Below are 22,785 nucleotides of genomic sequence, written 5' to 3'. Positions count from 1 at the left end.
CCGGGTGCATCGCTAGCTTAGCGTGACCCGCTAGGCTGATCGCACACCCCCCTGGGGGTGGACCCGGGATGTGGCGCAGCTTGGTAGCGCATCCGCTTTGGGAGCGGAGGGTCGCAGGTTCAAATCCTGTCATCCCGACTCGAAAGGGCTGGGCCTGCGGGTCCAGCCCTTTTCGCGTCGGGCGATCGGGATCGGGAGCCGGCGCAGCGCTACGTGACACTCCCACTCGCGCCTCCGCACGGTCCGCAGCCACGCCGGCGCCGTCCACCCTCTGGCCAGCCGCCCCTCACACCTCCATGCGTCCACGGCCTCGCTGCGTTGCTCGCCCCGCCCCCTTCTCTTTCTCGCCCCCCAAATTGCACTGGACTGCCCACCGGATCGGCGAACTTGACCGCCCTGTTCGGTCCCCGGTCGTCCGGCCTTCGGAATCAGCTCGTGGCGATGGTGAGCCTGACCACGCCTGCTCCGTCCCCCCGCGCCTTGCGTTCACCCGCTTCGAAGCTCCACCGACCTGGAGCGTTCTCGGTGCTCGCCACGAGAGTGCCGCCGTCACGCCGAACGCGGAATGTCGCGCCGGCTCCCGTTCCGCCCGGCACCGTCACCTCACGGTCGTAACCGTCGGGCAGCTCGAAGCAGCGCAGAACGACACCTTCGGACCAGGCGTACTCGGGCCGGTCGGTTCGGGACCCGACCGGGAGGACGGTCCCTGGGCGAACGAGCAGCGGCAGTGAATCGAACGGGTGCGTCTCCCGGACCCAGCGCGGGCCCCGGACGGTGCGCCCGTCCAGGAAAGAAGTCCACGTGCCTTCCGGGACGTAGTACTCGACGGAGCCATCGGCGCTGAACACGGGGGCCACCAGGAGCGCGTCGCCGAGCATGTACTGGGTGTCGGCTTCGTGGCCGCCGCGGTCTTCCGGCAACTCGAGCACCAGCGGCCGCATCACCGGCACGCCGGTGGTGTGCGCTTCCTCGGCGACGCGTCCCAGGTACGGCATGAGCGACATCTTGAGGTGCGCGAACCTGCGCGTGATGTCCACGGCCTCGTCGTCGAAGGCCCAGGGAACCCGGACCGACGTCGAACCGTGCAGGCGCGAATGGCTGGACAGGAGGCCGAACGCGAGCCAGCGCTTGAACACGCCGAGTTCGGGAGTGCCTTCGAAGCCGCCGATGTCGTGCGACCAGTACCCGAAACCGCTCATCGCCAACGACAGCCCACCGCGCAGCGACTCCGCCATGGAGGCGTACGTCGACTCGCTGTCGCCGCCCCAGTGCACGGGCAGCTGCTGGCCGCCGGCCGTCGCCGAACGGGCGAAAACCACGGCTTCGCCGGCGCCGCGGTGCCGCTCCAGCAGGCGGAACACAGCTTCGTTGTAGAGCTGCGTGTAGTAGTTGTGCATCTTCTGGGGATCGGAGCCGTCGTGCCAGACGACATCGGTCGGGATGCGCTCGCCGAAGTCGGTCTTGAAGCAATCCACCCCCTGGCCGAGGAGACGCTCGAGGTGGCTCAGGTACCAGGCGGTGGCGTCCGGGTTGGTGAAGTCGACCAGTCCCATGCCGGCCTGCCACTGGTCCCACTGCCAGGTTCCGCCGTCCGGAGTGCGCACCAGGTAGCCGTTTGCGGCGCCCTCCTCGAACAGGGGTGAACGCTGGCCGACGTACGGGTTGATCCACACGCACACCTTGAGGCCTCGCTCGTGAAGCCGGGCGAGCATGCCCTTCGGATCCGGGAACGTGCGCGGGTCCCATTCGAAGTCGCACCACTGGTACTCGCGCATCCAGAACGAGTCGAAGTGGAACACGCTCACGGGCAGGTCGCGCTCGGCCATCCCGTCGATGAATCCGCCGACGGTGCGCTCGTCGTAGTCCGTGGTGAACGAGGTCGACAACCACAGTCCGAACGACCACGCGGGCACCCGTGCCGGCCGGCCGGTCAGTGCGGTGTAGCGGGTCAGCACCTGCTTGGGCGACGGCCCGGCGATCACGTAGTACTCCAGTGCCTGTCCGGCGACGGAGAACTGCACCCGCGAGTTCACCTCCGAGCCCACCTCGAACGACACGTTCTCCGGGTGCGCCACGAACACGCCGTAGCCCCGGCTCGACAGGTAGAACGGGACGTTCTTGTACGCCTGCTGGCTCGCGGTCCCGCCGTCCTCGTTCCACGTGTCGATCACCTGGCCGTTCTTCACGAAAGCCCCGAAGCGCTCGCCCAACCCGTAGATGCGCTCGCCGGGCCGGATGCTCAGCTGCTCGTGCACCCAGGCACCGGCGGGTACTTCGCCGACGCCTTCGGACGACATGACCCCCACCGCCTTCCGCAGCGACGAGGTCGCGACCTGTCCGTCCTGTTCGAAGTCGACCTGCCAGCTCTTCCCCCGGCGCACCCGGACCACGAGGCCCTGAGCGTCGAGGACGCCGGTGTCCTCGCCGGCGGTGAGGAGAGGGCGGAACCCGTCGGCGCCGGTCAGGTGGAACTGCGGTCCACGGCGGAGCGCCCCGGCGTGGTGCTCCACGCGGACCTTGACCACTCCGGGAGCCGGTGCGGAGTACGTCAGCGTGACCATGGGCCGGCCGATCGTGTTACCCCGATGCTCGACGTGTGCCGTGGGCGCGTAGACCGTCATGGTGCCCGCCTGTTCGTCGACGCGGATGTCGTCGACCTCGGCCGCGTACAGCGCGTCGATGCCCTTGCGGATCAGCCAGTGACCGTCGGTGAACTTCATGCGTGGTCTGCTTCCTCGAAGAAGGCGGAGGGCCGCGACCGAGCCGGAGCACCGATCCCCCTCTCATCGTGGAGTCGCCCGACAATTTAGTCAAGTAGGGAAATTAAATCGCCCCAACAGCATTTCTGCTGCTCAGCGCCCGGGCGAACGCGATACGAGCGCACCCGTCGCCGACGCGCGGCAGCCACGAGGCATCTAGGCTCCCGATGTGGCATCCCAGGCGAGCAGCACTCCCACCGGCACGCGGGCCGGCTGGCCCAGGCTCTACGACGGGCAGCGGCGCGTACTGCTGGCGCTCCTCCTGCACGGCGAGGACTCCCGAAGCAGCCTCGCGGAGTACGTGGGCCTCTCGCGAACGAGCCTGACCCGGATCGCGCGCGAACTCGTGCGCATGGGACTCGTCGTCGAGGGCGAATCGCTCGAGCCGAGTGGCCGGGGAAGACCCGCGGAAATGTTGCACCTCAACGGAAACGCCGCGCACTTCCTCGGCATCAAGCTCACCGGAGACGCGCTGTTCGCCGTCGTGACCGATCTTTCCGGCGCTGTCGTGGACCGCAGGTCAGAGCAGCTGACCGGACGGGGAGTGCACGAGGTCGTGCAGCAGGTCGGCCGGGTTGCGGCCGGCCTGCTGGCCATGACGACGCTTCCGGTCGCCGTCGGCGTGGGCATAGCCGGCGACATCCAATACCGCTCCGGACAAAGCATCCTGCGTGACTCGGGCCACCTGGGCTGGGACGAAGTACCCCTGGCGGAACTCGTCACGGAGGCCACGGGCCTGCCCACGACGGTCAAGAACGACGTGCACGCCCTGACCGCCGCCCACCACTGGTTCGGCGGCGGCATCGCCCGTGACCCCCTGGTGGTGTACGCGATCGGCGCCGGCATCGGTAGCGGCGTCGTGGTCAAGGGGGCACTGGTGGAGGGCCGGCACGGCAGAAGTGGCCGCGTGGGGCACCTGCGCCTGGGCGGAGAGGGACGACCGTGCCTCAACGGCCACGTCGACTGCGTCCACGCCTTCGTCACCATTCCGTCCATCGAGTACAACTCCGGCGTCGAGCGAGGCGAGTACGCCATCGCCCTCGACCGCGCCCGGACCGGGGAAATGCGGTCCCTGCGCGCCTTTCGCGCCGCCGCCTACTCGCTGGGAGCCGCGGTTGCCGAGTCGGTCAACACCGTCGATCCGGAACTCTTGTCCCTGATGGGGGAAGGCCTCGCCATGCTCGACCTGGCCCCCGAAGAGTTCGACCGCGGGCTCGCCGAGTTCCTCGAACGGGTGACTCCCGCGGAGGTCGCCATCGAACGACCCCCGTTCGACTTCAGCCTGTACGCCCGAGGAGCAGCCGTCGCCGCGGAGCGCAAACTGCTCAGTTAGCCGGATGAGGCCAGGCGCGTCACCGACGGCCCCGTGAGCAGCTTGGTGAACAAGGCGGTCATCTCCGCGTCGTCGTAACTCAACGGGAGCGTGTCGAAGTAGTAGCGGACCGTGCCGGGCCCGGTGCCCACGATCACCCCGAAGTCGATCGTCCGTCCTTTCGCCCGCACGGTCCCGCGATACTCCTGGAACTTCGTACGCGGGCCCGACGCCGCCTGATCCGCCGCCAGCCGGACGTCGGTCATCGCGCCCGAAAGCCTGCCGAGATAGGCGAGGTGACACCCCGGGTCCGTCACCGGTGCCGCCAGCCCGGGCCCGGTGAAGGCCGGCCCTGGCCGAGGGCAGTTGTCGGCGACACCGGCGAACAGCTGCCGAAGCGCGTCGTTTTCGATGCGGCGGAACCATTCCGTCCGGTCGTGGTAGCGACGGCCCTCGGTGACCTCGCCGTCCTTGAGCACCACCCGGTAGACGGCCGGGTACCGCACCATCCGGCCGTTGATCACCGCTTCGTTGGCCGCCTCGTAGAAGACGGCGTCGCCGTTCACCACGATCTTCACCGGGGTGAACCGGAAGGTCGGAAAGGCTGCCAGCAGGGTCCGCAGGTTGTTCTCGATGCCGGCCCTGCCGCGCACCGGCGGAGCGCTGCCCGATTCGGCGAGCGTCCCGTCCGCGGCGAAAACGGTGCCGTACAGCCGAACGCGGGCTTCCCGCGCTTCGGGCGTGTCCGAGCGCATCGCCCCGAACTCCGTCTGTTTCGCGAGGAAAGCGCAGGCACTCGGGGACACGTCGCCTTCGACCCGGTCACCCAGCTGCGCCAGGACCGAGCAACCCTCGTTCGTCTCCGCCACCGCCGGTCCGCTTCCCAGCACCGTCACACCGGCCAGAACTGCCGCCACACCAAGGAATCTCTTGACTTTTCGCACCCGCTCACCCTGACAAGGGAAACCGGGCGAAGTCGATTACCCGCCGGGTAATGCCGGCGTGCTCGCCTGCCGTCCTGATTGAGATCTCAATCACCTTGGCTGAGTATGGCAAGCCTTACTTCATATGCTGGCCCGGCCCTGCCCGCGATCTCGAGCCGGACGGGGCTGACCTTTTCTTCCGCAGGACAGGACTGATCGTGCGTTCAACCCCCGGACTCGTCACCGCGCTTGCTCTCGTGCCGTTGCTGGGAGGTTGTTTCGCCACGGGCGGCGCCTCGGACACGAGTCCGGCGGCGGGCCGGCTGCGGGTGGCGCTGGCGGTGCCGCCGGTGCAGGCTCTGTCCCCTTACAGCAACGACGCCACCGCGCTGGGCAAGCTGTCCGTGGCCGAAGGACTCACGGCGCTGGATCGCGACGGTGCCGCGGCGCCCGCGTTGGCGACGTCCTGGTCCCGCCAGGACGCCACGACCTGGGTCTTCCGGTTGCGCAAGGCGAAGTTCCAGGACGGCACCGAATTCACCGCCGCGTCCGTGGTCAACGCGCTCGAGCACGCCGGTGCGGCCAAGAGCAGGCCCCGCGTGCTCAGCGACGTGACGTTGACCGCGAAGGCCGACGACGCCGGCACCGTCACGATCAAGACGAAGACGGCCGACCCGGTGCTCCCGCTCCGGCTCGCCAGCCCCGCGCTGGGCATCTTCTCCCCGAAGGCGTACGCCGCGGACGGCACCGTCAGCCCGGTCGGCACCGGAACCGGCGCCTTCGTGATCACCAAGCTCACCGGGAAGACCCAGGCGACACTCGACCGCTTCGACGGCTACTGGGGCGGCAAGGCGAAGGCCGCCGGCATCGACGTGACCTGGATCGCCGACGGCGCCGCGCGCACCAACGCCCTGCGCGCCCGCGAAGCCGACATCGCCGAATGGATCCCGACCGCCCAGGCACCCCTGCTGGCCCCGGACACCCGGCACGAGGTGTCCTCCGTCCGGGCCGACAGCTTGATCCTCAACACCTCGTCCGGGATCTTCGCCGACCCGGCGCTGCGGGCGGGCGCCCGCAGCGCGGTGGACGCCTCCGCCCTCGTCAGCTCCGTCTTCAGCGGCTATGCCGATCCCGCGAAGGGCCTGTTCGGGCCGGCCATCCCCTGGGCGGCCGGGCGGCGGGTCGAGGTGACCGGCCGGGCGCCGGCCGCCACCAGCGCGGAGATCCGGGCGAAGACGCAGGGCAGGGCGTTGCGCCTGGCCACCTACACCAACCGCGCCGAACTGCCCGAGGCCGCGACCGTCGTGCAGCAGCAGTGGGAACGGGCCGGCTTCACGGTGCAGCAGGACGTGCGCGAGTACACGCAGATGGAGGCCGACCTCCTCGCGGGCAAGTACGACGCGCTGATCCTGTCGCGGGTGACCCTGCTCGACACCGGTGACGCCGTCGCGTACCTCGCGAGCGACTACGTGAGCAACGGCGTCTACAACATCGCCGGCCTCAAGGACCCCGGGGTCGACCGAGCCGTCGCGGCGGCCGCCGCGGAAAGCGACACCGCGCTGCGGCAGCAGGCGGTCATGCAGGCCGAGGCGGCGATCTTGCGCACCGACGCCGTGGTTCCGCTGGTCTTCGAGAAGGTCGTGCAGGGCATCGGCACCAACGTCGAAGGGGTGGCCCTCGACCCGCGCGAGCGCTCGCTGATCACCCTCGACACCCACCTCGGGTAGTGGCGGGCGCAGAGCGGTCCGCCCGGTGGCGCGCGGCCGCGGGCCGGCTCGCCGCCGGAAGCGCCCTGCTGACGGCGGTGGCCTTCCTGCCGTGGCTGTCCGGTACCGACCCCGCACTGACCGTCCTGCGGGCCCGGTCCGCGGACCAGGCCCCGACCGCCGACCAGCTGGCCGCCGTGCGCGCGCAGCTGGGCTTGGACCAGGGCCCGCTCCCCCACCTCGTGCACTGGCTCGGCGGGCTGCCGCGCGGGGACGCGGGCACATCCTGGGTGTCGGGCGCACCCGTCCTGCCCCAGGTCGTGAACGCCTTGGGTGTTTCGGTCACGCTGATGCTCGCCACGCTCGTCGTCACGATCGCGGTGGCCGCGCTGATCAGCGCCCGCACGCTGTACCTCGGGTCGCGGCGGCGGCTTCGCGACCACGGCAGCGGCACGGCGGCCGCCTCGCTCGCCGCGCTGCCGAAGTTCCTGCTCGCTTCGCTGCTCGCCACCGTGTTCGGCGTGTGGCTGGGCTGGTTCCCGCCCGGCGGCTGGACCGGGCCGGCGTCCATGGTGCTGCCCGCCCTCGCTCTCGGCGTGCCCTCGGGAGCGGTGATCGGCGGCCTGCTCGACCACGCCCTGCCCGCCACTTTCGGCGAACCGTGGGTCCGGACGTGGCAGGCCGCCGGGTATCCGCCGGGGCGGCTGGTCCGGCCCGCTCTGCGCCGCGCGCTGGCCGGGGTGCTCCCGCAACTGGTGCCCAGCGTGGTCAGCCTGGTCGGCGGCGCGGTCGCGGTGGAGAAGGTCTTCAACATTCCCGGCCTCGGCCGCCTTGCCCTGGATGCCGCCCTGGCCCAGGACCTCCCGCCGTTGCAGACCGCGACCCTGCTGCTGGCCCTGCTCGGCATCGCCGCCGGCCTGCTCGTCAAGGCCCTGCGCGGTCTGCTGATCGGCCCGGCCCTGCGCGATGGCGGACTGGCCGCCCCGCCCCCACCCGCTCTCGGACGCCGTCGCTCCACCGGCTGGGTGCTCGGCGGCTGTGCGGTCGTCCTGCTCACCGTCGGCGTCGCCGGCCTGCTCCGCGATCCGTCGCAAGTGGACACCGCGGCCCGCCTGCTGCCGCCGTCGGCAGCGCATCCGCTGGGCACGGACGCACTCGGCCGCGACATGCTGGCCCGGCTGGGACACGGCGCACTGCGCACGGCGGGCGTGGCGCTCGCCGTGACGGCGGCGAGCACCGTCATCGGGGTGCTGCTCGGCATGGCCGGTCCGGCGGGCGAGGGGCTGACCGAGGTGCTGTCGACCCTGCCTGCCGTGCTGGCCGGGCTGCTGACGACCGCCGTGACCGGACCGTCGGCGTGGGGCGCGGCGTGCGCGGTGTGCCTGGTCGGCTGGACTCCCTACGCCGCCCAGACCGCGGCTCTGCTCGAACAGGAGCGGGCCACCGGGTACCTGCACGCGTCGATTTCCTTCGGCGCGGGTCCGGTCCACCTGCTGCGCCACCACCTGCTGCCCGCGGTGCTGCCCGCCGTCGTCCGCAACGCGGTCCTGCGCCTGCCGACCACGATCCTGGTCTTGGCCTCCCTCGGGTTCCTCGGCCTTGGCGACCCACCGCCGACCCCGGAGTGGGGCCGTCTCCTCGCGGAGAACCAGCCGTACCTGGAGCTGGCACCGTGGACCACCCTCGGCCCGGCCTGCGCACTCGTCCTGCTGTCCGTGCTCGCCGCGGCCGGTTCGCCCGCGCACTGGACCGCGCGGCGCCAAGCACGCTTCCCTGCCGGTGTCCGGCGCGCCACTTAGCCGTGACGGTTACGTGGTCGAGAGCCAGCTCGACAGCGTCTCCGCCAGGGCCTCCGGCTGGTCCTCCGGAGTGTGGTGCCCCGCCTTTTCCGGGCGCCGCACCACCTCCAGCGCCGCGAACGTCGAAGCGCACCACTCCACCATCGACGGCGTCAGCATCGTGTCGAAGCCCGGCTCGAACGTCACCAGCAGCTTCGGCACCGAAGGCGACGACGCCAGCCAACGGCCGAACGCCTCGATGCGGGCCACCACCTCGGCAGGCTCGCCGCCCAACGGCAACGAACGGGCCCACTGCAGCAGGGGGCGGTGGTGCGTTGTCGCGTACTCCGGCGGGAGGCCCGAAAGGAAGCCTTCGACGGGGAACGCATCCGACGTCTTGATCGCGCGGAACACCTCCGCGCCCGCCGGTGGGAACTCCTCCCACGTCATCGGCTTCACGACCGCTTCGGTGAACGCCAGGCCCCGGACCCGCGCCGGGTGCCGGGATGCCCAGTCCGCCGCCAGTGCTCCGCCCCAGTCGTGGCCGACCAGGATGACGTTGTCCAGCGCGAGGGAATCGAACCACTCGTCCAGGTAACGCGCGTGGTCGTCGAAGGTGTACGCGATGTCCGGCCGCGGGGAATCACCCATGCCGATCAGGTCCGGGGCCAGCCGCCGGCCCGGCAGGGAGGGCATTACGTTGCGCCACAAGTAGGACGACGTCGGGTTGCCGTGCAGGAACACCACCGGCGAACCAGCGCCGGTCGACCGGTAAGCCAGTGTCGTCACTTGAACGCCCCCGCGAACCGGGACGTCCACTCCGCGAACGGGTGCGGCGGGCGGCCCAGCACCCGCTCGATGTCCGGGCTCACCTGCTGCTCCGCCGGCGTCGGTGCGCCCAGGACGTCCAGTGTCACCTCCACGACTTCCGGCGGCATGAAGCCCAGCATGATCGCGCGAGCCTCTTCGCGCGTCTGCGGCACGAAACGCACCGGCTCGCCCACCGCCGAACCGATGGCCGCCGCCTGGCCGCGCGGGGTGATCGGGGCCGGGCCCGTCAGCACGTACGACTTGCCCGCGTGGCCGTCCTCGCGCAACGCCGCGGCCGCCACCGCCGCGATGTCCTCCGGGTCCACCACCGGCAGCGCCACGTCGGCGAACGGCGCCACCACTTCCCGCGACGAACGCACGCTTTCCGCCCACTGCAACGCGTTCGACGCGAACGCTCCCGGGTGGAGCAGCGTCCACTCCAGACCCGAGCGGCGCACCGAGTCGTCCAGGACCGCCGGGTGCCGTCCCGTCACGACCCCCTGGGACGACAGCGCCACCACCCGGCGGACGCCCGCCGTCTTCGCGCGGCCGAGGACCTCGTCCAGCGGTACGAACGCGCCCGGCACCATCAGGAAGACCGCCGACATTCCCGCGAAGTCCAGCGAAGCCAGATCTCCTTGCCGCACCACCACTCCCGGGGGCGCGTCGGTGATCCGGCGGGACACCGCCGTCACCTCTTCGCCCGCCGCCGCCAGCATGCGCACCAGCGGCTGTCCGACATTTCCCGTCGCTCCCGCAACCATGATCATGGGAACGACGGTACATTCGCGGATATAGTAGGTACCTAGAGGAAAGTATTGGCTGGAGGCGCCAAAGTGACCGAGACCACACCCGAGCTGGCCTGTCCCATCGCCCCGGTGGTCGACATCGTCTTCAGCCGGTGGACGACGCCGATCCTGTGGACGCTCAACGAGTTCGGCCGCCAGCGGTTCGTCGAACTCGAACGCCGCATCACCACGATCACCCCGAAGGTGCTCACCCAGCGGCTGCGGCAGCTGGAGCGCGACGGCCTCGTCGTGCGCACCTACCACGCCGAGGTCCCGCCACGGGTCGAGTACGAGATCAGCGAACTCGGCCGCAGCCTCGGTCCGCTGTTCGCGTCACTCGCCGAGTGGTCGGGCAACCTCGGCAAGGTCGAAGCGGCCCGGCAGGCCTACGACGAACGCAGCCCGGCCAGGTAGGTCTCGGCCCACGGCGACACGTCCAGGTAGTCGAGGTTCGCCGGGCCGCTACTCGGTCACCTGCCGCGCGGTCGCCATCGCGCGCTCGGTCTCCCAGAACGCCCGCACCGACCGGATCAGCCCGTCCTCGCCGACGCGGTAGACGAACACCCCGTCGGTGTCGACGCGGTAGCCACCCGGGAGGAACGTCGTGATCGTGCCGACGTTGGCCACCTCGGCGCCGCCCGCGTGGGAGTCGCGGATGGTGAACTCGAAGCGCTCGACGTTGGCGATCGTCTTGTCCCAGAACGCGCTGATCCCCTCGCGGCCGTGGTGCCCCTTGCCCTCCTCGTCGAAGAACGAAGGGCCGACCGGGTCCTCGACCACGGCGTCCGGGGCGAACAGGGCCAGCCAGCCCTCCTTGTCGCCCGCCGTCACCGCCGTCATCGACGCGAACGCCGCGCGCCGCGCGGGCGGCTGCTCCGCCGCCGTGTCCCAGCTGACCTGCACGCCCATGCGAGTCACTCCTCGAACTTCGCGATGATCTCGGTCCCGAACTTGCGGATCGCTTCGAGCTTCGGCCCGACCGGCGCGTCGAACCCGACGCCGTCGAACACCCACGGCATGGTGATGACGTCGGTGACGCCCGCCTCGGCCTGCGCGCGGTAGCCGCCCAGGCCGAAGGCGTCGATGCAGACCGCCTGGTACTCGAACGGGTCGCCGGCGCGGCCCTGCTCGGCCAGCAGCTCCTTGAGCCGGGCGATGGTGTCGCGCAGTTCGTCGAGCTTCATCATCGCCGACGACCAGCCGTCGGCCACCCGCGCGGCGCGCTTCAGCGCGACTTCGGTGTGGCCGCCGATGTAGAACGGCACCCGGCTCGGCGGCACCGGGCTCATCTGGATCTTGTCGAAGTCGTAGAACTCGCCGTGGTACTCGACCATGCCGCCACCGAGGATCAGCCGCAGCACGTCGATGGCTTCGTCGACGCGCTTGCCTCGCCGCTCGAAGGGCACGCCGCAGTACTCGAACTCCTGGGGCAGCCAGCCGACGCCGAGCCCGAGGCCGAACCGCCCGCCCGTGAGCACCGCCGCCGAGCCGACCTGGCGGGCCAGCAGCACCGGGTTGCGCGAGCCGAGCTTGAGCACCGACGTGTAGAAGTGGATCCGGCTGGTCACCGCGCCCATCGACGCGGTGGCGACCAGCGGGTCCACCCAGGGTGTCTCCGCGGTCCAGAACCGGCTGCCGTCGGGGGTGTACGGGTAGTCCGTGTCCACCGTTTCGGCGTAGAAGAGCGAGTCGGGCAGGGCGATGGAGGCGAAGCCGGCCTCCTCGGCGGCCCGGGCGAGCTCGCCCAGCTGATCGAGGGGGTTCATCGCGATCGACAGGGTGAACTTCATGGCCGAACTATAACGTGTTCTAGTTTCTTCGGCCAGGTCCCGCGGTGTGCCGCGTCACCGCCGGGAACCCTCCGCGTAGCGTCCGCGTTGTCCGGATCAAAGGTGGCCACCGGTCACCGAGCCCCGAACTTCTGGGAGTTGTCCATGGGCACCGCGATCTTCCTGATCGTGCTCGTCGTCGTGATCGTCGGTGGCGGCCTCTATTTCTCGCGGCAGCGCGCCGCGGCCCGGCAGCGGGAGCTCGACGACGCCAAGGCCGACGCCCGGCGCCTGCTCGAGCGGCTCGGCGGCCAGGTCCTCAACATCAACGGCACGGACACCGCCTCGCAGCAGGCGATGGCCGACGCCGCCGAGCGCTACAACGCGGCCGGCTCGCAGATGGAGCAGGCGCGCACGATCGAGCAGGCCCGGCTGGTCAAGGAGACCGCCGTCGAGGGCCTCTACTACGTCCGCGCCGCGCGCGTCGCGATGGGCATGGACCCCGGCCCGCAGCTGCCGGAGGAGGCCGAGCGCGAGCGTGCCGGCAAGGTCACCGAGCGCCGCGACGTCGACGTCGAGGGCCAGCACTACGCCGCTTCCCCCGACGCCGGCCAGGACACGCCGTACTACTACCCCGGCGGCCGCGTCGCGGGCCGTCCGGTGCCGCAGGGCTGGTACAGCGAGCCGTGGTGGAAGCCCGCGCTCATCGCCGGCGCCTGGGGCCTCGGCTCGATGTTCCTGTTCAGCGCGATGTTCTCCGGCATGGGCGGCATCGCGAGCGCCGCGGCCTGGGAGAACGGCTACGACGCGGGCCAGCAGGACGCCCTCGAGTCCGGTGACGCGGGCGGCGACGCCGGTGGCGACATGGGCGGAGACGCGGGCGGCGGCTTCGACGGAGGCGGTTTCGACGGCGGAGGCTTCGACGGCGGAGGCTTCGACTTCTGACACCCCGGCCCCAAGCGCCCCAATGTGGCCTTCGGTGCGCTCAACGCACCGAAGGCCACATTGGGTGCGTTCAACGCAACCAAGGCCACCTTGGGGCGCTTGGGCTCAGGCCAGCTGGCACTTCGGGCACCAGTAGAGGTTGCGGCCCACCAGCTCCGAGCGCGCCACCAGCGTCCCGCACACCAGGCACGGCTCGCCGGCGCGGCGGTAGACGTAGACCTCGCCGCCGTGGCGGTCCACCCGGGCCGCGCGGCCCATCGCCTCCGGCAGGTGCTCCGGCCGGACCGTGTCGATGCGGCCGGCGCGGACGCCGTCGCGCATCAGGGTCACCAGGTCGGCCCACATGTCGTCCCACAATTCGCGGTACAGCGCACGCCCCGGCGTCAGGGGCGCGACACCGTGGCGGAACAGCACCTCGGCGCGGTAGACGTTGCCGACGCCGGCGAGCACCGCCTGGTCCATCAGCAGCGCCGCGATCGAGGTCTTCGACCGCGAGATGCGCTCCCACGCCCGTTCGGGCTTGGCGTCGCGGCGCAGCGGGTCGGGGCCGAGCCGGGCCTTGATCGCGTCCACCCGGTCCGGGGAAAGCAGCTCACAGCGGGTGGGCCCGCGCAGGTCCGTCCAATGTGTCCGGCCGGCCAGCCGCAGCCGGACCTGGCCCACCGGCTCGGGCGCGGGCAGCGGGGCCTCGCCGAAGGTGCCGTAGAGCCCCAGGTGGATGTGCACGACGCCGTGCGGGCCGTAGTCGTGGAAGAGGTGCTTGCCGTGCGCCTCGGCGCCGACGAACACCTGACCGTCCAAACGGGACGCTTCGGCGGCGAACCGGCCCTGCGGGCTGCTCACCGCCACCGGGGCGCCGGCGAACCGGCGCTTGTGCAGCCGCGCGAGCCGGTGGAGCGTGTGCCCCTCGGGCATCAGGCCTCCGGCAACGCCGGCGGGGTCCCGGTGCGCTCGTAGTCGAGCAGCTGCTGCACGCGGCGGGCGTGCCGCTCCTCCGGCGAAACCTCGGTCGCCAGGAACGCCTCGACGATCTCGACGGCCTCTTCGGCGGTGTGCATCCGGGCACCGACGCCGATCAGCTGGGCGTGGTTGTGCTCGCGGCACAGCTTGGCGGTCTCGACGCTCCAGGCCAGGCCGGCGCGGGCGCCGGGGACCTTGTTGGCGGCGATCTGCTCGCCGTTGCCGGAGCCGCCGACGACGATGCCGCGGCTGCCCTCGTCGGCCACCACGCGCAGCGCCGCCTCGACGCAGAACGCCGGGTAGTCGTCGGCCGCGTCGTAGACGTGCGGACCGATGTCGGTCACCTCGTGGCCCTGCTTCTCCAGGTGAGCCACCAGGTGGTTCTTCAGCTCGAAACCGGCATGGTCGGATCCCAAGTAGACACGCACGGTCAGGAGTCTGCCACCACGGCCGGTTTCGGGCATGCTCCGGGGGTGGGGATCTGGGAGCAGACCGGCAGCGACGTGCGGCTCGACTGGGGCGCCGAAGGGGTCACCGCGCTCGGCCGCGAATGCGCGGTGCTGGTGGTCGTCGACGTGCTTTCCTTCGGCACCACCACGGACCTCGTGGTCGGCCGCGGCGGCCGGGTGCTGCCGGTCCGCCGGCGTGACGAGCGCGGGGTGGCACAGGCGAGGGCCGCCGGCGCGGTCATCGCGGGCGAGGGCGAATTCACCCTGCGGCCGTCTTCTGTGACGGAAATCCCTCCGGGGACCCTGCTCGCGCTCCCCTCGCCCAACGGCGCGACCCTGTGCGACGCCGCCGCGGCGACCGGGGCGCACGTGCTCGCGGGCTGCCTGCGCAACGCCTCCGCCGTCGCCGCGAAGGCGCACGAGCTCGGCGGGCCGGTCGGGCTCATCGCCGCCGGGGAGCGCTGGGGCGTGAACGTTTTCGGCCAGAGCGAAACGTCCGGCCCGCTGCGGCCGTGCGCCGAGGACCAGATGGGCGCCGGGGCGATCGCCGCCGCACTGGCCGGGCTCGGGCGGTCGCTGTCCGCCGAAGCGGCGCTCGCCGCGCGATCCGTCGACGTCGCGGCCCTGGCAAACTGCGTGTCGGGGCGCGAGCTGATCGAGGCCGGCCACGGCGGCGACGTCGCGCTGGCCGGGCAAATCGACGTGAGCGGCACCGCTCCCGTCCTGACCGAAGGAGTGCTGGGATGACCGGCCGCTGGATCGAGGTCGCCGATGGCGTGCACGCGCGCCGCTACGAGGAGCTGGACCTGACCGTCGGGCTGGTCGTGGGCACCGAGCGCTGCCTGGTCGTCGACACCCGCGGCGACGTCGAACAAGGCGCCGAGCTGGCCGCCGCGGTCCGGGAGCTCACGCCGCTGCCCTGGGCCGTCGCCTGCACGCACGCGCACTTCGACCACACCTGGGGCACCGAGGCGTTCCTGCCCTGCGAGATCTGGGCACACGAGCGCTGCGCCGCCGAGCTGTCCGGGGACACCGAAGCCACCCGCGCTTCGTGGATGGCCCACTACCGCGACGAGGGCAAGCCCGAGATCGCCGAAGCGATCGCGCGCACCACCATCACGGCCCCCGACCACACCTTGACCGGCCGCGTCGAACTCGACCTGGGCGGCCGCACGGCGGTGCTGCTCCACCCCGGCCCCGCGCACACCGGCCACGACGTCGTCGTGCACGTCCCGGACGCGGCCGTCGTCTTCGCCGGTGACGTCGTCGAGCACGCCGAGTCCGGGTTCACCACGGGCTCGTTCAGCGACGAAACCGACCTGACCGCCTGGCCGGACGCGCTCGACGCGATCCTCGCGCTCGAACCACGGGTCGTCGTGCCCGGCCACGGCGAACCGGTCGACGCGGACTTCGTGCGCTACCACCGCGACGGCCTGCACGAGCTGATCACCCTCAAGGCGGGGGTGGGCCGCGGCGAGACGACCGAGGTGGCCGCCGTGGCAGCCTCCCGCTACCCCGGCGACGTCACCCTGGCCGCCCTCGCCACCCCCTGAACGAAAAGGGGCACTTTCACGTGAAAGTGCCCCTTTTCGGAACGTCAGTCGAAGTTCAGTTCGCCCGTCCGGGTGCGCTTGAGCTCGAAGAAGTCCGGGTAGCTCGCCAGTGCCACCGCGCCGTCGAACACCTTCAGCGCGGCTTCGCCACGCGGGATCGAGGACAGGACCGGGCCGAAGAACGCCACGCCGTCGATGTGGATCGTCGGGGTGCCGACGTCCTGGCCGACCGGGTCCATGCCCTCGTGGTGGCTCTTCTTCAGCGCCTCGTCGTACTCGGCTGAGTGCGCGGCGTCCGCCAGCTCGGCCGGCGCGCCGATCGCCGCCAGTGCTTCCTTGATGACCACGTCGTAGTCCTTGACGCCCTGGTTGTGGTAGCGCGTGCCGAACTCGGTGTAGTACTCGCGCAGCACCTCTTCGCCCTTGAGCTGCGACAACGCCACCGCCACGCGCACCGGGCCCCAGCCCTTCGCCAGCAGTTCCTTGTACTGCTCCGGCAGCTCGTCCCGGCCTTCGTTGAGCACCGACAGGCTCATGATCCGGAAGTGCAGGTCCAGGTTGCGGTGCTTCTCCACCTCCAGGATCCAGCGGGAGGTGATCCACGCGAACGGGCAGATCGGGTCGAAGTAGAAATCGACCTTCGTGGGCTGCTCGGCAGCGGTCATCGGGGCACTCCTGAGTCACGTCTCGATGTGGGCGGACCCCCACACAGCGGGCCAACACCGGGAAACGCGGGGTTGTTCCCTTATCGCCCGCCACCCCGTCCCCATGATTGGATGCGGGGAGTTGAAAACCGATACCAACGACCAGAGGTGCCTGTGCCCGCCCCCAACCTGACCCGCGACCAAGCCAAGCTGCGCGCGGATCTGCTCGACGTCACCGGTTACGACATCGAGCTCGATCTGACCGACGGCCACGGCGGACCCGGGGAGAAGACCTTCGCGTCGACGACGACCGTCCGGTTCTCCAGCGCCCGGGCCGGCGAATCGACGTGGGTCGACATCGTCGCCGACCGCGTGCACTCGGCCACCCTGAACGGCGCGGACGTCGACGTCAGCGCGTACGTCGAGGACAAGGGCATCGCGCTGGCCGGGCTGGCCGGGTCCAACGAGCTCACGGTGACCGCCGACTGCCGGTACATGAACACCGGCGAAGGCGTGCACCGGTTCGTCGACCCGGTCGACGACGGCGTCTACCTGTACACGCAGTTCGAGACGGCGGACGCCAAGCGCATGTTCGCCTGCTTCGACCAGCCCGACCTGAAGTCGGTCTACCGGCTCACGGTGATCGCGCCGAAGGACTGGAAGGTCATCTCCAACGCCGTCGTCGAGTCCGCCGAGGAGACGCCGGAAGGCGCCGTCCGCACGGTGTTCAAGGAATCCGAGCGGATCTCGACGTACCTCGTCGCGCTGATCGCCGGCCCGTACGCCGAGTGGCGTGACGAGTACACCGACGACCACAAGACCATCCCGCTCGGCGTCTACTGCCGCGCGTCGCTGGCCGAGCACATGGACGCCGACCGGCTGTTCACCGAGACCAAGCAGGGCTTCGGCTTCTACCACGAGAAGTTCGGCACGCCCTACCCGTTCTCCAAGTACGACCAGCTGTTCGTGCCGGAGTTCAACGCGGGCGCGATGGAGAACGCCGGCGCGGTGACGTTCCTGGAGGACTACGTCTTCCGCAGCCGCGTCACCCGCTACGCCTACGAGCGGCGCGCCGAGACGCTGCTGCACGAGATGGCGCACATGTGGTTCGGCGACCTGGTCACCATGCGCTGGTGGGACGACCTGTGGCTGAACGAGTCGTTCGCGACCTTCGCCAGCGTGCTGGCCCAGGCCGAGGCGACCGAGTACAAGAACGCGTGGACCAGCTTCGCGAACATCGAGAAGTCGTGGGCCTACCGGCAGGACCAGCTGCCCTCGACGCACCCGATCGCGGCCGACATCGTCGACCTGCACGCGGTCGAGGTCAACTTCGACGGCATCACCTACGCCAAGGGCGCGAGCGTGCTCAAGCAGCTCGTCGCCTACGTCGGGCTGGACCACTTCCTCGACGGCCTCAAGGTGTACTTCGGCAAGCACGCCTGGGGCAACGCGACGCTGGCCGACCTGCTGGGCGCGCTGGAGGAGGCGTCCGGCCGCGACCTGTCGTGGTGGAGCGCGCAGTGGCTGGAGACCACCGGGCTGAACTCGCTGAGCCCGCGCTACGAGGTCGGCGCGGACGGGACGTTCACGTCGTTCGCCGTCGTGCAGTCCGGCGCGAAGCCGGGCGCCGGTGAGCTGCGCACGCACCGCGTCGCGGTCGGCGTCTACGACGAGGACTCCACCGGGAAGATCGTCCGGAAGCACCGCGTCGAGCTCGACGTCGACGGCGAGCGCACCGAGGTGCCGGACCTGGTCGGGCAGCCGGCGGGCAAGCTGGTGCTGGTCAACGACGACGACCTGACGTACTGCACGATGCGCCTCGACCCGGCGTCGCTGACCACGCTGATCGACCGCATCGCCGACATCACCGAGCCGCTCCCGCGGACGCTGTGCTGGTCGGCGGCGTGGGAGATGACCCGCGAGGCCGAGCTGAAGGCCCGCGACTTCGTCACGCTGGTGCAGCGCGGTATCCACACCGAGACCGAGGTCGGCGTGGTCCAGCGGCTGCTGCTGCAGGCCCAGACGGCGCTGAACTCGTACGCGGAGCAGGAGTGGGCGGCCTCGACGGGCTGGCCGGCGTTCACCGCGCGGCTGCTGGAGCTGGTCCGCGGCGCCGAGCCGGGTTCGGACCACCAGCTGGCGTTCGTGAACTCGCTGGCCGGGTCGGTGCTCGACGCGGCCACGTTGGCCGTGCTGGCGGGCTGGCTGGACGGTTCGGCACCGCTGTCCGGTCTCACCGTCGACACGGATCTGCGCTGGCGGCTGCTGCACGCGCTGGTCGCGCACGGCGAGGCGGGCGCGGAGGAGATCGACGCGGAGCTGGCCCGCGACAACACCGCGACCGGCCGCCGCCAGGCGGAACGCGCGCGGGCCCTGCGCCCGGCGACGGAGGCCAAGGCCGACGCGTGGCAGCGAGCGGTGTACGACGACGAGCTGCCGAACGCGGTCAGCGACTCGCTCATCTCGGGCTTCTCGCACCCGGGCCAGAAGACCCTGCTCGGGTCGTACGTGGCCAAGTACTTCGAGGTGATCGACGAGGTGTGGCAGCGGCGCTCGAGCGAGCGCGCGCAGCCGATCGCGATCGGGCTGTACCCGTCGTGGGCGGTGGACCCGGGAACGGTGACGGCCTCGGACGAGTGGCTGGCGGGCGACCACCCGCAGGCCCTGCGCCGGCTGGTCTCCGAGGGCCGGGCGGGCATCGTGCGCGCCCTGGCGGCGCGGGACTTCGACGCGCAGTCCTGACCGACAAGCGCCCCAATGTGGCCTTGGTTGCGTTGAACGCACCCAATGTGGCCTTCGGTGCGTTGAACGCACCGAAGGCCACATTGGGGCGCTTGGAACATCAGGGACGGCAGGTGACCGGCGGTCTCGGGCGAGCACAGGCCGCGGCATAGGCGTCGCGGAGTTCGGTGATCACCTTGTCCGGCTCGGTCCGGAGGCGGCTGGGCAAGGTTTGCAGGCAGCCGATCCCGGCAGCCGAGTAGCGCGCATTGCGCGCCAAGGTCGCCGCGTAGAAGTCGCCGCTTTCGTGGAACGTGCGAGAGTCGATCTCCCAGGCGAACGCGACGTCTTCACACCAGGCGTCGGGTTTCGCGATGAAGCCACCGCTGCGGTCGAAAACCTGGACGTTCCATTCCGCTGCGGGCAGACCGGACAGCTTCCAGACCTCCCACGCGTCGGCCTCGGCGACCGACTCGGCGCCGTTCAGGAGCGCTTGCAGGGCTCGACGGGGGATCGCGGAACCGCGCTGGCTCCCCAGCCGCAGTTCACGATCCAGTTGCTCGGCGGAACACCGCCTGCGTTGAACGGCCTCCGCGAGCATCGCCTGGACGACGTCGAAATCGCGAATGCGCCGGGCCCCGTCCAGCACGGCCCGGTCCACGGGCGCGACCGGCAATCCCTCCTTCGTCCAGGCACCCGGCATCCGGGTGGTGCGCTCGACGAGGACGAAGCCCGCGCTGGTGACCTCGCGTTCGTGAGGTACCAGGAGATGGACGTCGCCAGGCTCCGGCGCCTGATGCAATCCGTGGCGCCGCAGTGCCCAAAGGCCGGTGATCATGGCTCCGGGACCACCGCGCAGGAGCCCGGCTCTGAGCCGTTGCTCGGCGGTGGCTTCCGTGGGATGCAGCAAGATCACTCCGGGCAGCAGCCGGCGCCATGGACCACCGGGCAGGCATCTTCGATAGACGCTGCTTCTGGGCATGCCGATCTCTTCCAGGTCGGACACGCGGACGACGTCCGGGTTGTCCGGGTGACCGGCGACGAGTGGGTGCTTGGTCCAGTTTCCTCTCAACATGCGCCCGAGAATGCCCGCCGGGTCCGACAAAACCGGGCCGGACGAGGGCACGAACGGCCCGTTCGCACCCATTCCGGCCGGTAATCCCCCGTTCGTGCGCCGCACCAGCGCCCCAAGGTGGCCTTGGGTGCGTTCAACGCACCGAAGGCCACCTTGGGTGCGTTGAACGCACCGAAGGCCACATTGGGGCGCTTGGGACTGGTGGTGGACACGAACGAGCCCCGCACCTCAGCCGAGGTGCGGGGCTCGTTTCAGGTCCGGGTCAGCGGGGCGCGGGGCCCGCCTGGTCCGAAAGCATCCGCAGCGCGTTCGCCAGGCCGCTGACCAGTCCGCGGACCAGGTCACCTTCCTTGAACGACGCCACCATGCTCGCCACCGCCAGCTTGGCGCCGCGGTCCGGCAGGCGCAGGTGCGCCGCCTTGCCCGTGACGATCTCGATCCTGCGCTCGCCCGGCGAGACCGCGATGAGGACCGAGTTCGACGGGTCCGCCGTGGTCGCGTGCAGCTTCTCCGCCGCCGCGCGGCTGTCCTCGCCCAGCTCGCCGAGGTACAGGCTGAAGTCCAGGCCGGTCTCGCGGCTCGCGAACGTCAGGGCCTCGTCGAGGCGGGCCAGCTGGCGCGTGTTGAACGGCCCGGACGGCGCCGCCGGCTCGTACATCCTCGCCGCGGACACCCGCCCGGTCGCCGTCAGCGCCTCGCCGTAGCCCAGCTCGGATTCGTCGACGCGCTTCGTCAGCTCACCAGTTGCCACGAGCGCCTCCAGCCGCGGTCGGGGCGCCCTCGGGCGCACTGTTCTCGATCCCGGCGTGCCGGTGGCCCGTACCCGCCCCTTCGGGGTTGGCGCTCCACCACATGGCCGGGTACTCCCAGGCCTGGCCGGACCGGTGCCGCGGGGCACCGCTGGACCTGCGCCGGAGCGTCAGCAGCCCGGCGAGGCCGTAGATGGCCAGCGGGATCACGGCGAAGACCACGATCGTCTCGACAACGTTCACGGCGCTGAGCGTATCGGATGACCTTCGCACCCACCGCGCGCGGCGCACTCGACCGTTCGTCGTAAGCCGGATGCCGTCCGCCGCTTGGCTCGCGGCCACTGGAACGTTGGGGCGAAGACCGTCGGGCCGAAAGGTTGCAACTCAACGTACAGGCGGCCGCACCCGCCGCTGTCGTCTTGTCGGGACCTTGAAATCCTCGTAGCTTTTTCACCTGTACGGGCCTTGCGCCCCGCTCCCCAGCCCCAGCAGGTAACGCACCGGTCCCAGGAGGCCCTGCCATGAACAGCGTCCAGACGCCCGCACAGGCGATCACCGAGACCTTCTCGTCACCGAGCGACATCGAATTCGTCCCCGGAACGCGTGTGACGGCGGGCACAAGGGTTACGCGGGGTACACGCGTAACTCGCGGTACACGGGTGACGGCCGGAACCCGCGTCACCATGGGCACCCGGGTGACGGCGGGCACGCGGGTCACCCGCGGGACCCGGGTCACCCGTGGCACTCGCGTCACGATGGGCACGCGTGTGACGGCAGGCACGCGAGTCACCTGCGGCACCCGCGTCACGCGAGGCACGCGTGTCACCCGCGGCACGCGGGTCACCATGGGCACCCGCGTCACCTGCCAGAGCGACTACACGCTCGCTGCCTGACCCCGTACTCCAGGGCCGCGCGCACTACCTGAGCACCTCGCGCAAGCACCCGGCTCGCCCCGGCCGCCGCACAGGCAGCCGGGGCGCCGGCTTGTCCGGGGGTGCTCCGCCACCCGGCCCCGAACGGATCAGGCGGCGGAGCCGAGATACGGCCGCCAGAGCGGGTCGGCCTCCTTGGAGTGGGCGAGCAGGCGCCAGTGCGGGCCGTGCGGGGCCCGTGGGACGATGCGCAGCCGCCAGCCGATCTCCGAGAGCAGCCGGTCCGCCTTGCGGTGGTTGCACTTGGCACAGCAGGCGACGCAGTTGGTCCAGCTGTGGGGGCCACCCCGGCTGCGCGGGACGACGTGGTCGATCGTCTCGGCCCGCCCTCCGCAGTAGGCGCAGCGGTACCGGTCGCGGTGCATGAGCCCCGCCCGGGTCAGCGGGACCTTCGCGCGGTACGGAACGCGCACGTACGTGCTGAGGCGGATCACGGAGGGCACCGGCAGCGAAACCTTCGCCGAATGCAGCTCGGTCCCGCCGGGGTCACCGTGGACCACTTCGGCCTTGCCGCACATCACGAGCACGACCGCACGCCGCAGCGGCAACGCGGTCAGCGGCTCGAACGTGGCGTTGAGCAGGAGCACCCGGCGCCGGCCCCAGGCCGGGGCAGCCGGATCCCGGCCTCTACTACGCTGTCCGGGCGGGCGGGTCACTCCCCCTGGGCGGGTCCCCGGCCCGGCCGGGACGGTTCCGCCGGATGCGGACCCCCCCGGATAGGCACGCAGAACCACCTCTGGCGCCTCGTCGGCCGTGGCTTGGCCGGAGACGCCGCGGGGGCTGGGTTGTCGGTCTGGCACTCGACCACCTCCAGGGGCGTAGGCATAGTCGACCACAGAACAGGCCCCCAGCGCACGTGTGTTACAAGACGTGTCACATCCGCGCGACCCAACATCCACTCGGCGTTGGGGT

At 71.0% G+C, this 22,785-nt stretch carries 22 protein-coding genes and 1 tRNA gene; 10 read left to right on the top strand and 13 right to left on the bottom strand.

Annotated elements, in window-relative coordinates; genetic code table 11:
- Positions 1 to 64 precede the first annotated feature (64 nt).
- Positions 65 to 138, top strand: a tRNA-Pro gene (locus ACLJQE_RS27420).
- A 290-nt stretch (positions 139 to 428) separates the two neighbouring features.
- Here the strand turns inward: ACLJQE_RS27420 and yicI are convergent.
- Positions 429 to 2,720 carry an alpha-xylosidase gene (yicI, locus tag ACLJQE_RS27415; protein ID WP_410642263.1) on the bottom strand — a complete coding sequence of 764 codons (2,292 nt, stop codon included), beginning with the start codon at positions 2,718 to 2,720 and terminating at the stop codon, positions 429 to 431.
- Positions 2,721 to 2,928: 208 nt separating this feature from the next.
- Here yicI and ACLJQE_RS27410 point away from each other — a divergent pair, with 208 nt between their 5' ends.
- Positions 2,929 to 4,092, top strand: coding sequence for an ROK family protein (locus ACLJQE_RS27410; RefSeq protein ID WP_410642262.1), 1,164 nt, complete (start codon positions 2,929 to 2,931; stop codon positions 4,090 to 4,092).
- Here the strand turns inward: ACLJQE_RS27410 and ACLJQE_RS27405 are convergent.
- Positions 4,089 to 4,988 (bottom strand): nuclear transport factor 2 family protein, encoded by a 900-nt coding sequence (locus tag ACLJQE_RS27405; protein WP_410642261.1) that lies wholly within the window; start codon positions 4,986 to 4,988, stop codon positions 4,089 to 4,091. The genes ACLJQE_RS27410 and ACLJQE_RS27405 overlap by 4 nt on opposite strands.
- A gap of 224 nt (positions 4,989 to 5,212) precedes the next feature.
- Between ACLJQE_RS27405 and ACLJQE_RS27400 the strand changes: the two genes are divergently transcribed.
- Both ACLJQE_RS27400 and ACLJQE_RS27395 read left to right on the top strand, forming a co-directional pair.
- The gene (locus ACLJQE_RS27400; RefSeq protein WP_410642260.1) at positions 5,213 to 6,721 is read left to right on the top strand and encodes an ABC transporter substrate-binding protein; all 1,509 of its coding nucleotides are present in this window, start codon (positions 5,213 to 5,215) and stop codon (positions 6,719 to 6,721) included.
- Complete coding sequence (locus tag ACLJQE_RS27395) at positions 6,721 to 8,499, top strand: ABC transporter permease subunit (RefSeq protein WP_410642259.1); 1,779 nt, start codon at positions 6,721 to 6,723, stop codon at positions 8,497 to 8,499. The genes ACLJQE_RS27400 and ACLJQE_RS27395 overlap by 1 nt, the downstream gene beginning before the upstream one ends.
- A gap of 9 nt (positions 8,500 to 8,508) precedes the next feature.
- On the opposite strand, the gene ACLJQE_RS27390 is transcribed toward ACLJQE_RS27395, so the two are convergent.
- On the bottom strand, positions 8,509 to 9,267 hold the full coding sequence (locus ACLJQE_RS27390; protein WP_410642258.1) for an alpha/beta fold hydrolase: 759 nt from the start codon (positions 9,265 to 9,267) through the stop codon (positions 8,509 to 8,511).
- Entirely contained in the window at positions 9,264 to 10,058 is a 795-nt protein-coding gene (locus tag ACLJQE_RS27385; protein ID WP_410642257.1) for an NAD(P)H-binding protein, read from the bottom strand. The genes ACLJQE_RS27390 and ACLJQE_RS27385 overlap by 4 nt, the downstream gene beginning before the upstream one ends.
- A 66-nt stretch (positions 10,059 to 10,124) precedes the next feature.
- On the opposite strand from ACLJQE_RS27385, the gene ACLJQE_RS27380 reads away from it, so the two are divergent.
- Positions 10,125 to 10,490: a winged helix-turn-helix transcriptional regulator gene (locus ACLJQE_RS27380; RefSeq protein ID WP_410642256.1), complete on the top strand. Its 366-nt coding sequence runs from the start codon at positions 10,125 to 10,127 to the stop codon at positions 10,488 to 10,490.
- Between the two features lie 48 nt (positions 10,491 to 10,538).
- On the opposite strand, the gene ACLJQE_RS27375 is transcribed toward ACLJQE_RS27380, so the two are convergent.
- Together ACLJQE_RS27375 and ACLJQE_RS27370 are read right to left on the bottom strand one after the other, a co-directional pair.
- On the bottom strand, positions 10,539 to 10,985 hold the full coding sequence (locus tag ACLJQE_RS27375) for a nuclear transport factor 2 family protein (RefSeq protein WP_410642255.1): 447 nt from the start codon (positions 10,983 to 10,985) through the stop codon (positions 10,539 to 10,541).
- 5 nt (positions 10,986 to 10,990) lie between these two features.
- Positions 10,991 to 11,866: a TIGR03619 family F420-dependent LLM class oxidoreductase gene (locus tag ACLJQE_RS27370; RefSeq protein ID WP_410642254.1), complete on the bottom strand. Its 876-nt coding sequence runs from the start codon at positions 11,864 to 11,866 to the stop codon at positions 10,991 to 10,993.
- A 144-nt stretch (positions 11,867 to 12,010) separates the two neighbouring features.
- Here ACLJQE_RS27370 and ACLJQE_RS27365 point away from each other — a divergent pair, with 144 nt between their 5' ends.
- Complete coding sequence (locus ACLJQE_RS27365; protein ID WP_410642253.1) at positions 12,011 to 12,790, top strand: hypothetical protein; 780 nt, start codon at positions 12,011 to 12,013, stop codon at positions 12,788 to 12,790.
- A 105-nt stretch (positions 12,791 to 12,895) separates the two neighbouring features.
- Here ACLJQE_RS27365 and ACLJQE_RS27360 read toward each other — a convergent pair whose 3' ends face one another.
- Both ACLJQE_RS27360 and ACLJQE_RS27355 read right to left on the bottom strand, forming a co-directional pair.
- The gene (locus ACLJQE_RS27360; RefSeq protein ID WP_410642252.1) at positions 12,896 to 13,705 is read right to left on the bottom strand and encodes an Fpg/Nei family DNA glycosylase; all 810 of its coding nucleotides are present in this window, start codon (positions 13,703 to 13,705) and stop codon (positions 12,896 to 12,898) included.
- Entirely contained in the window at positions 13,705 to 14,178 is a 474-nt protein-coding gene (locus ACLJQE_RS27355) for a ribose-5-phosphate isomerase (RefSeq protein WP_410642251.1), read from the bottom strand. Before ACLJQE_RS27355 ends, ACLJQE_RS27360 begins: the two co-directional genes overlap by 1 nt.
- Before the next feature lie 45 nt (positions 14,179 to 14,223).
- Here ACLJQE_RS27355 and ACLJQE_RS27350 point away from each other — a divergent pair, with 45 nt between their 5' ends.
- Both ACLJQE_RS27350 and ACLJQE_RS27345 read left to right on the top strand, forming a co-directional pair.
- The gene (locus ACLJQE_RS27350) at positions 14,224 to 14,946 is read left to right on the top strand and encodes a 2-phosphosulfolactate phosphatase (RefSeq protein ID WP_410642249.1); all 723 of its coding nucleotides are present in this window, start codon (positions 14,224 to 14,226) and stop codon (positions 14,944 to 14,946) included.
- Positions 14,943 to 15,752, top strand: coding sequence for an MBL fold metallo-hydrolase (locus tag ACLJQE_RS27345; protein ID WP_410642248.1), 810 nt, complete (start codon positions 14,943 to 14,945; stop codon positions 15,750 to 15,752). The genes ACLJQE_RS27350 and ACLJQE_RS27345 overlap by 4 nt, the downstream gene beginning before the upstream one ends.
- 44 nt (positions 15,753 to 15,796) lie before the next feature.
- On the opposite strand, the gene ACLJQE_RS27340 is transcribed toward ACLJQE_RS27345, so the two are convergent.
- Positions 15,797 to 16,417 (bottom strand): DsbA family protein, encoded by a 621-nt coding sequence (locus ACLJQE_RS27340; RefSeq protein WP_410642247.1) that lies wholly within the window; start codon positions 16,415 to 16,417, stop codon positions 15,797 to 15,799.
- A 153-nt stretch (positions 16,418 to 16,570) separates the two neighbouring features.
- Between ACLJQE_RS27340 and pepN the strand changes: the two genes are divergently transcribed.
- The gene (gene pepN, locus ACLJQE_RS27335; protein ID WP_410642480.1) at positions 16,571 to 19,138 is read left to right on the top strand and encodes an aminopeptidase N; all 2,568 of its coding nucleotides are present in this window, start codon (positions 16,571 to 16,573) and stop codon (positions 19,136 to 19,138) included.
- 100 nt (positions 19,139 to 19,238) lie between these two features.
- Here the strand turns inward: pepN and ACLJQE_RS27330 are convergent, their stop codons facing one another.
- The 3 genes from ACLJQE_RS27330 to ACLJQE_RS27320 all read right to left on the bottom strand — a co-directional run bounded on the left by ACLJQE_RS27330 (position 19,239) and on the right by ACLJQE_RS27320 (position 21,184).
- Entirely contained in the window at positions 19,239 to 20,024 is a 786-nt protein-coding gene (locus ACLJQE_RS27330; RefSeq protein WP_410642479.1) for a hypothetical protein, read from the bottom strand.
- A 430-nt stretch (positions 20,025 to 20,454) separates the two neighbouring features.
- Entirely contained in the window at positions 20,455 to 20,943 is a 489-nt protein-coding gene (locus ACLJQE_RS27325; protein WP_410642246.1) for a DUF5130 family protein, read from the bottom strand.
- Entirely contained in the window at positions 20,930 to 21,184 is a 255-nt protein-coding gene (locus ACLJQE_RS27320) for a hypothetical protein (RefSeq protein ID WP_410642245.1), read from the bottom strand. Before ACLJQE_RS27320 ends, ACLJQE_RS27325 begins: the two co-directional genes overlap by 14 nt.
- A 278-nt stretch (positions 21,185 to 21,462) precedes the next feature.
- On the opposite strand from ACLJQE_RS27320, the gene ACLJQE_RS27315 reads away from it, so the two are divergent.
- Positions 21,463 to 21,834, top strand: coding sequence for a hypothetical protein (locus ACLJQE_RS27315; protein ID WP_410642243.1), 372 nt, complete (start codon positions 21,463 to 21,465; stop codon positions 21,832 to 21,834).
- Between the two features lie 128 nt (positions 21,835 to 21,962).
- Here the strand turns inward: ACLJQE_RS27315 and ACLJQE_RS27310 are convergent, their stop codons facing one another.
- Positions 21,963 to 22,460 carry an HNH endonuclease gene (locus tag ACLJQE_RS27310; protein ID WP_410615091.1) on the bottom strand — a complete coding sequence of 166 codons (498 nt, stop codon included), beginning with the start codon at positions 22,458 to 22,460 and terminating at the stop codon, positions 21,963 to 21,965.
- Positions 22,461 to 22,785: the final 325 nt, after the last annotated feature.

The organism is Amycolatopsis sp. lyj-346 (assembly GCF_046548975.1).
Lineage (GTDB): Bacteria > Actinomycetota > Actinomycetes > Mycobacteriales > Pseudonocardiaceae > Amycolatopsis.
This window is presented reverse-complemented; position numbering and strand designations above follow the sequence as displayed.

What these genes read in the sequence shown, in the direction of transcription:
- yicI (WP_410642263.1), bottom strand. Translation starts at nt 2,720, where the DNA reads ATGAAGTTCACCGACGGTCACTGGCTGATCCGCAAGGGCATCGACGCG.
- ACLJQE_RS27360 (WP_410642252.1), bottom strand. Translation starts at nt 13,705, where the DNA reads ATGCCCGAGGGGCACACGCTCCACCGGCTCGCGCGGCTGCACAAGCGC.
- ACLJQE_RS27315 (WP_410642243.1), top strand. Translation starts at nt 21,463, where the DNA reads ATGAACAGCGTCCAGACGCCCGCACAGGCGATCACCGAGACCTTCTCG.
- ACLJQE_RS27370 (WP_410642254.1), bottom strand. Translation starts at nt 11,866, where the DNA reads ATGAAGTTCACCCTGTCGATCGCGATGAACCCCCTCGATCAGCTGGGC.
- ACLJQE_RS27345 (WP_410642248.1), top strand. Translation starts at nt 14,943, where the DNA reads ATGACCGGCCGCTGGATCGAGGTCGCCGATGGCGTGCACGCGCGCCGC.
- ACLJQE_RS27375 (WP_410642255.1), bottom strand. Translation starts at nt 10,985, where the DNA reads ATGGGCGTGCAGGTCAGCTGGGACACGGCGGCGGAGCAGCCGCCCGCG.
- ACLJQE_RS27365 (WP_410642253.1), top strand. Translation starts at nt 12,011, where the DNA reads ATGGGCACCGCGATCTTCCTGATCGTGCTCGTCGTCGTGATCGTCGGT.
- ACLJQE_RS27385 (WP_410642257.1), bottom strand. Translation starts at nt 10,058, where the DNA reads ATGATCATGGTTGCGGGAGCGACGGGAAATGTCGGACAGCCGCTGGTG.
- ACLJQE_RS27340 (WP_410642247.1), bottom strand. Translation starts at nt 16,417, where the DNA reads ATGACCGCTGCCGAGCAGCCCACGAAGGTCGATTTCTACTTCGACCCG.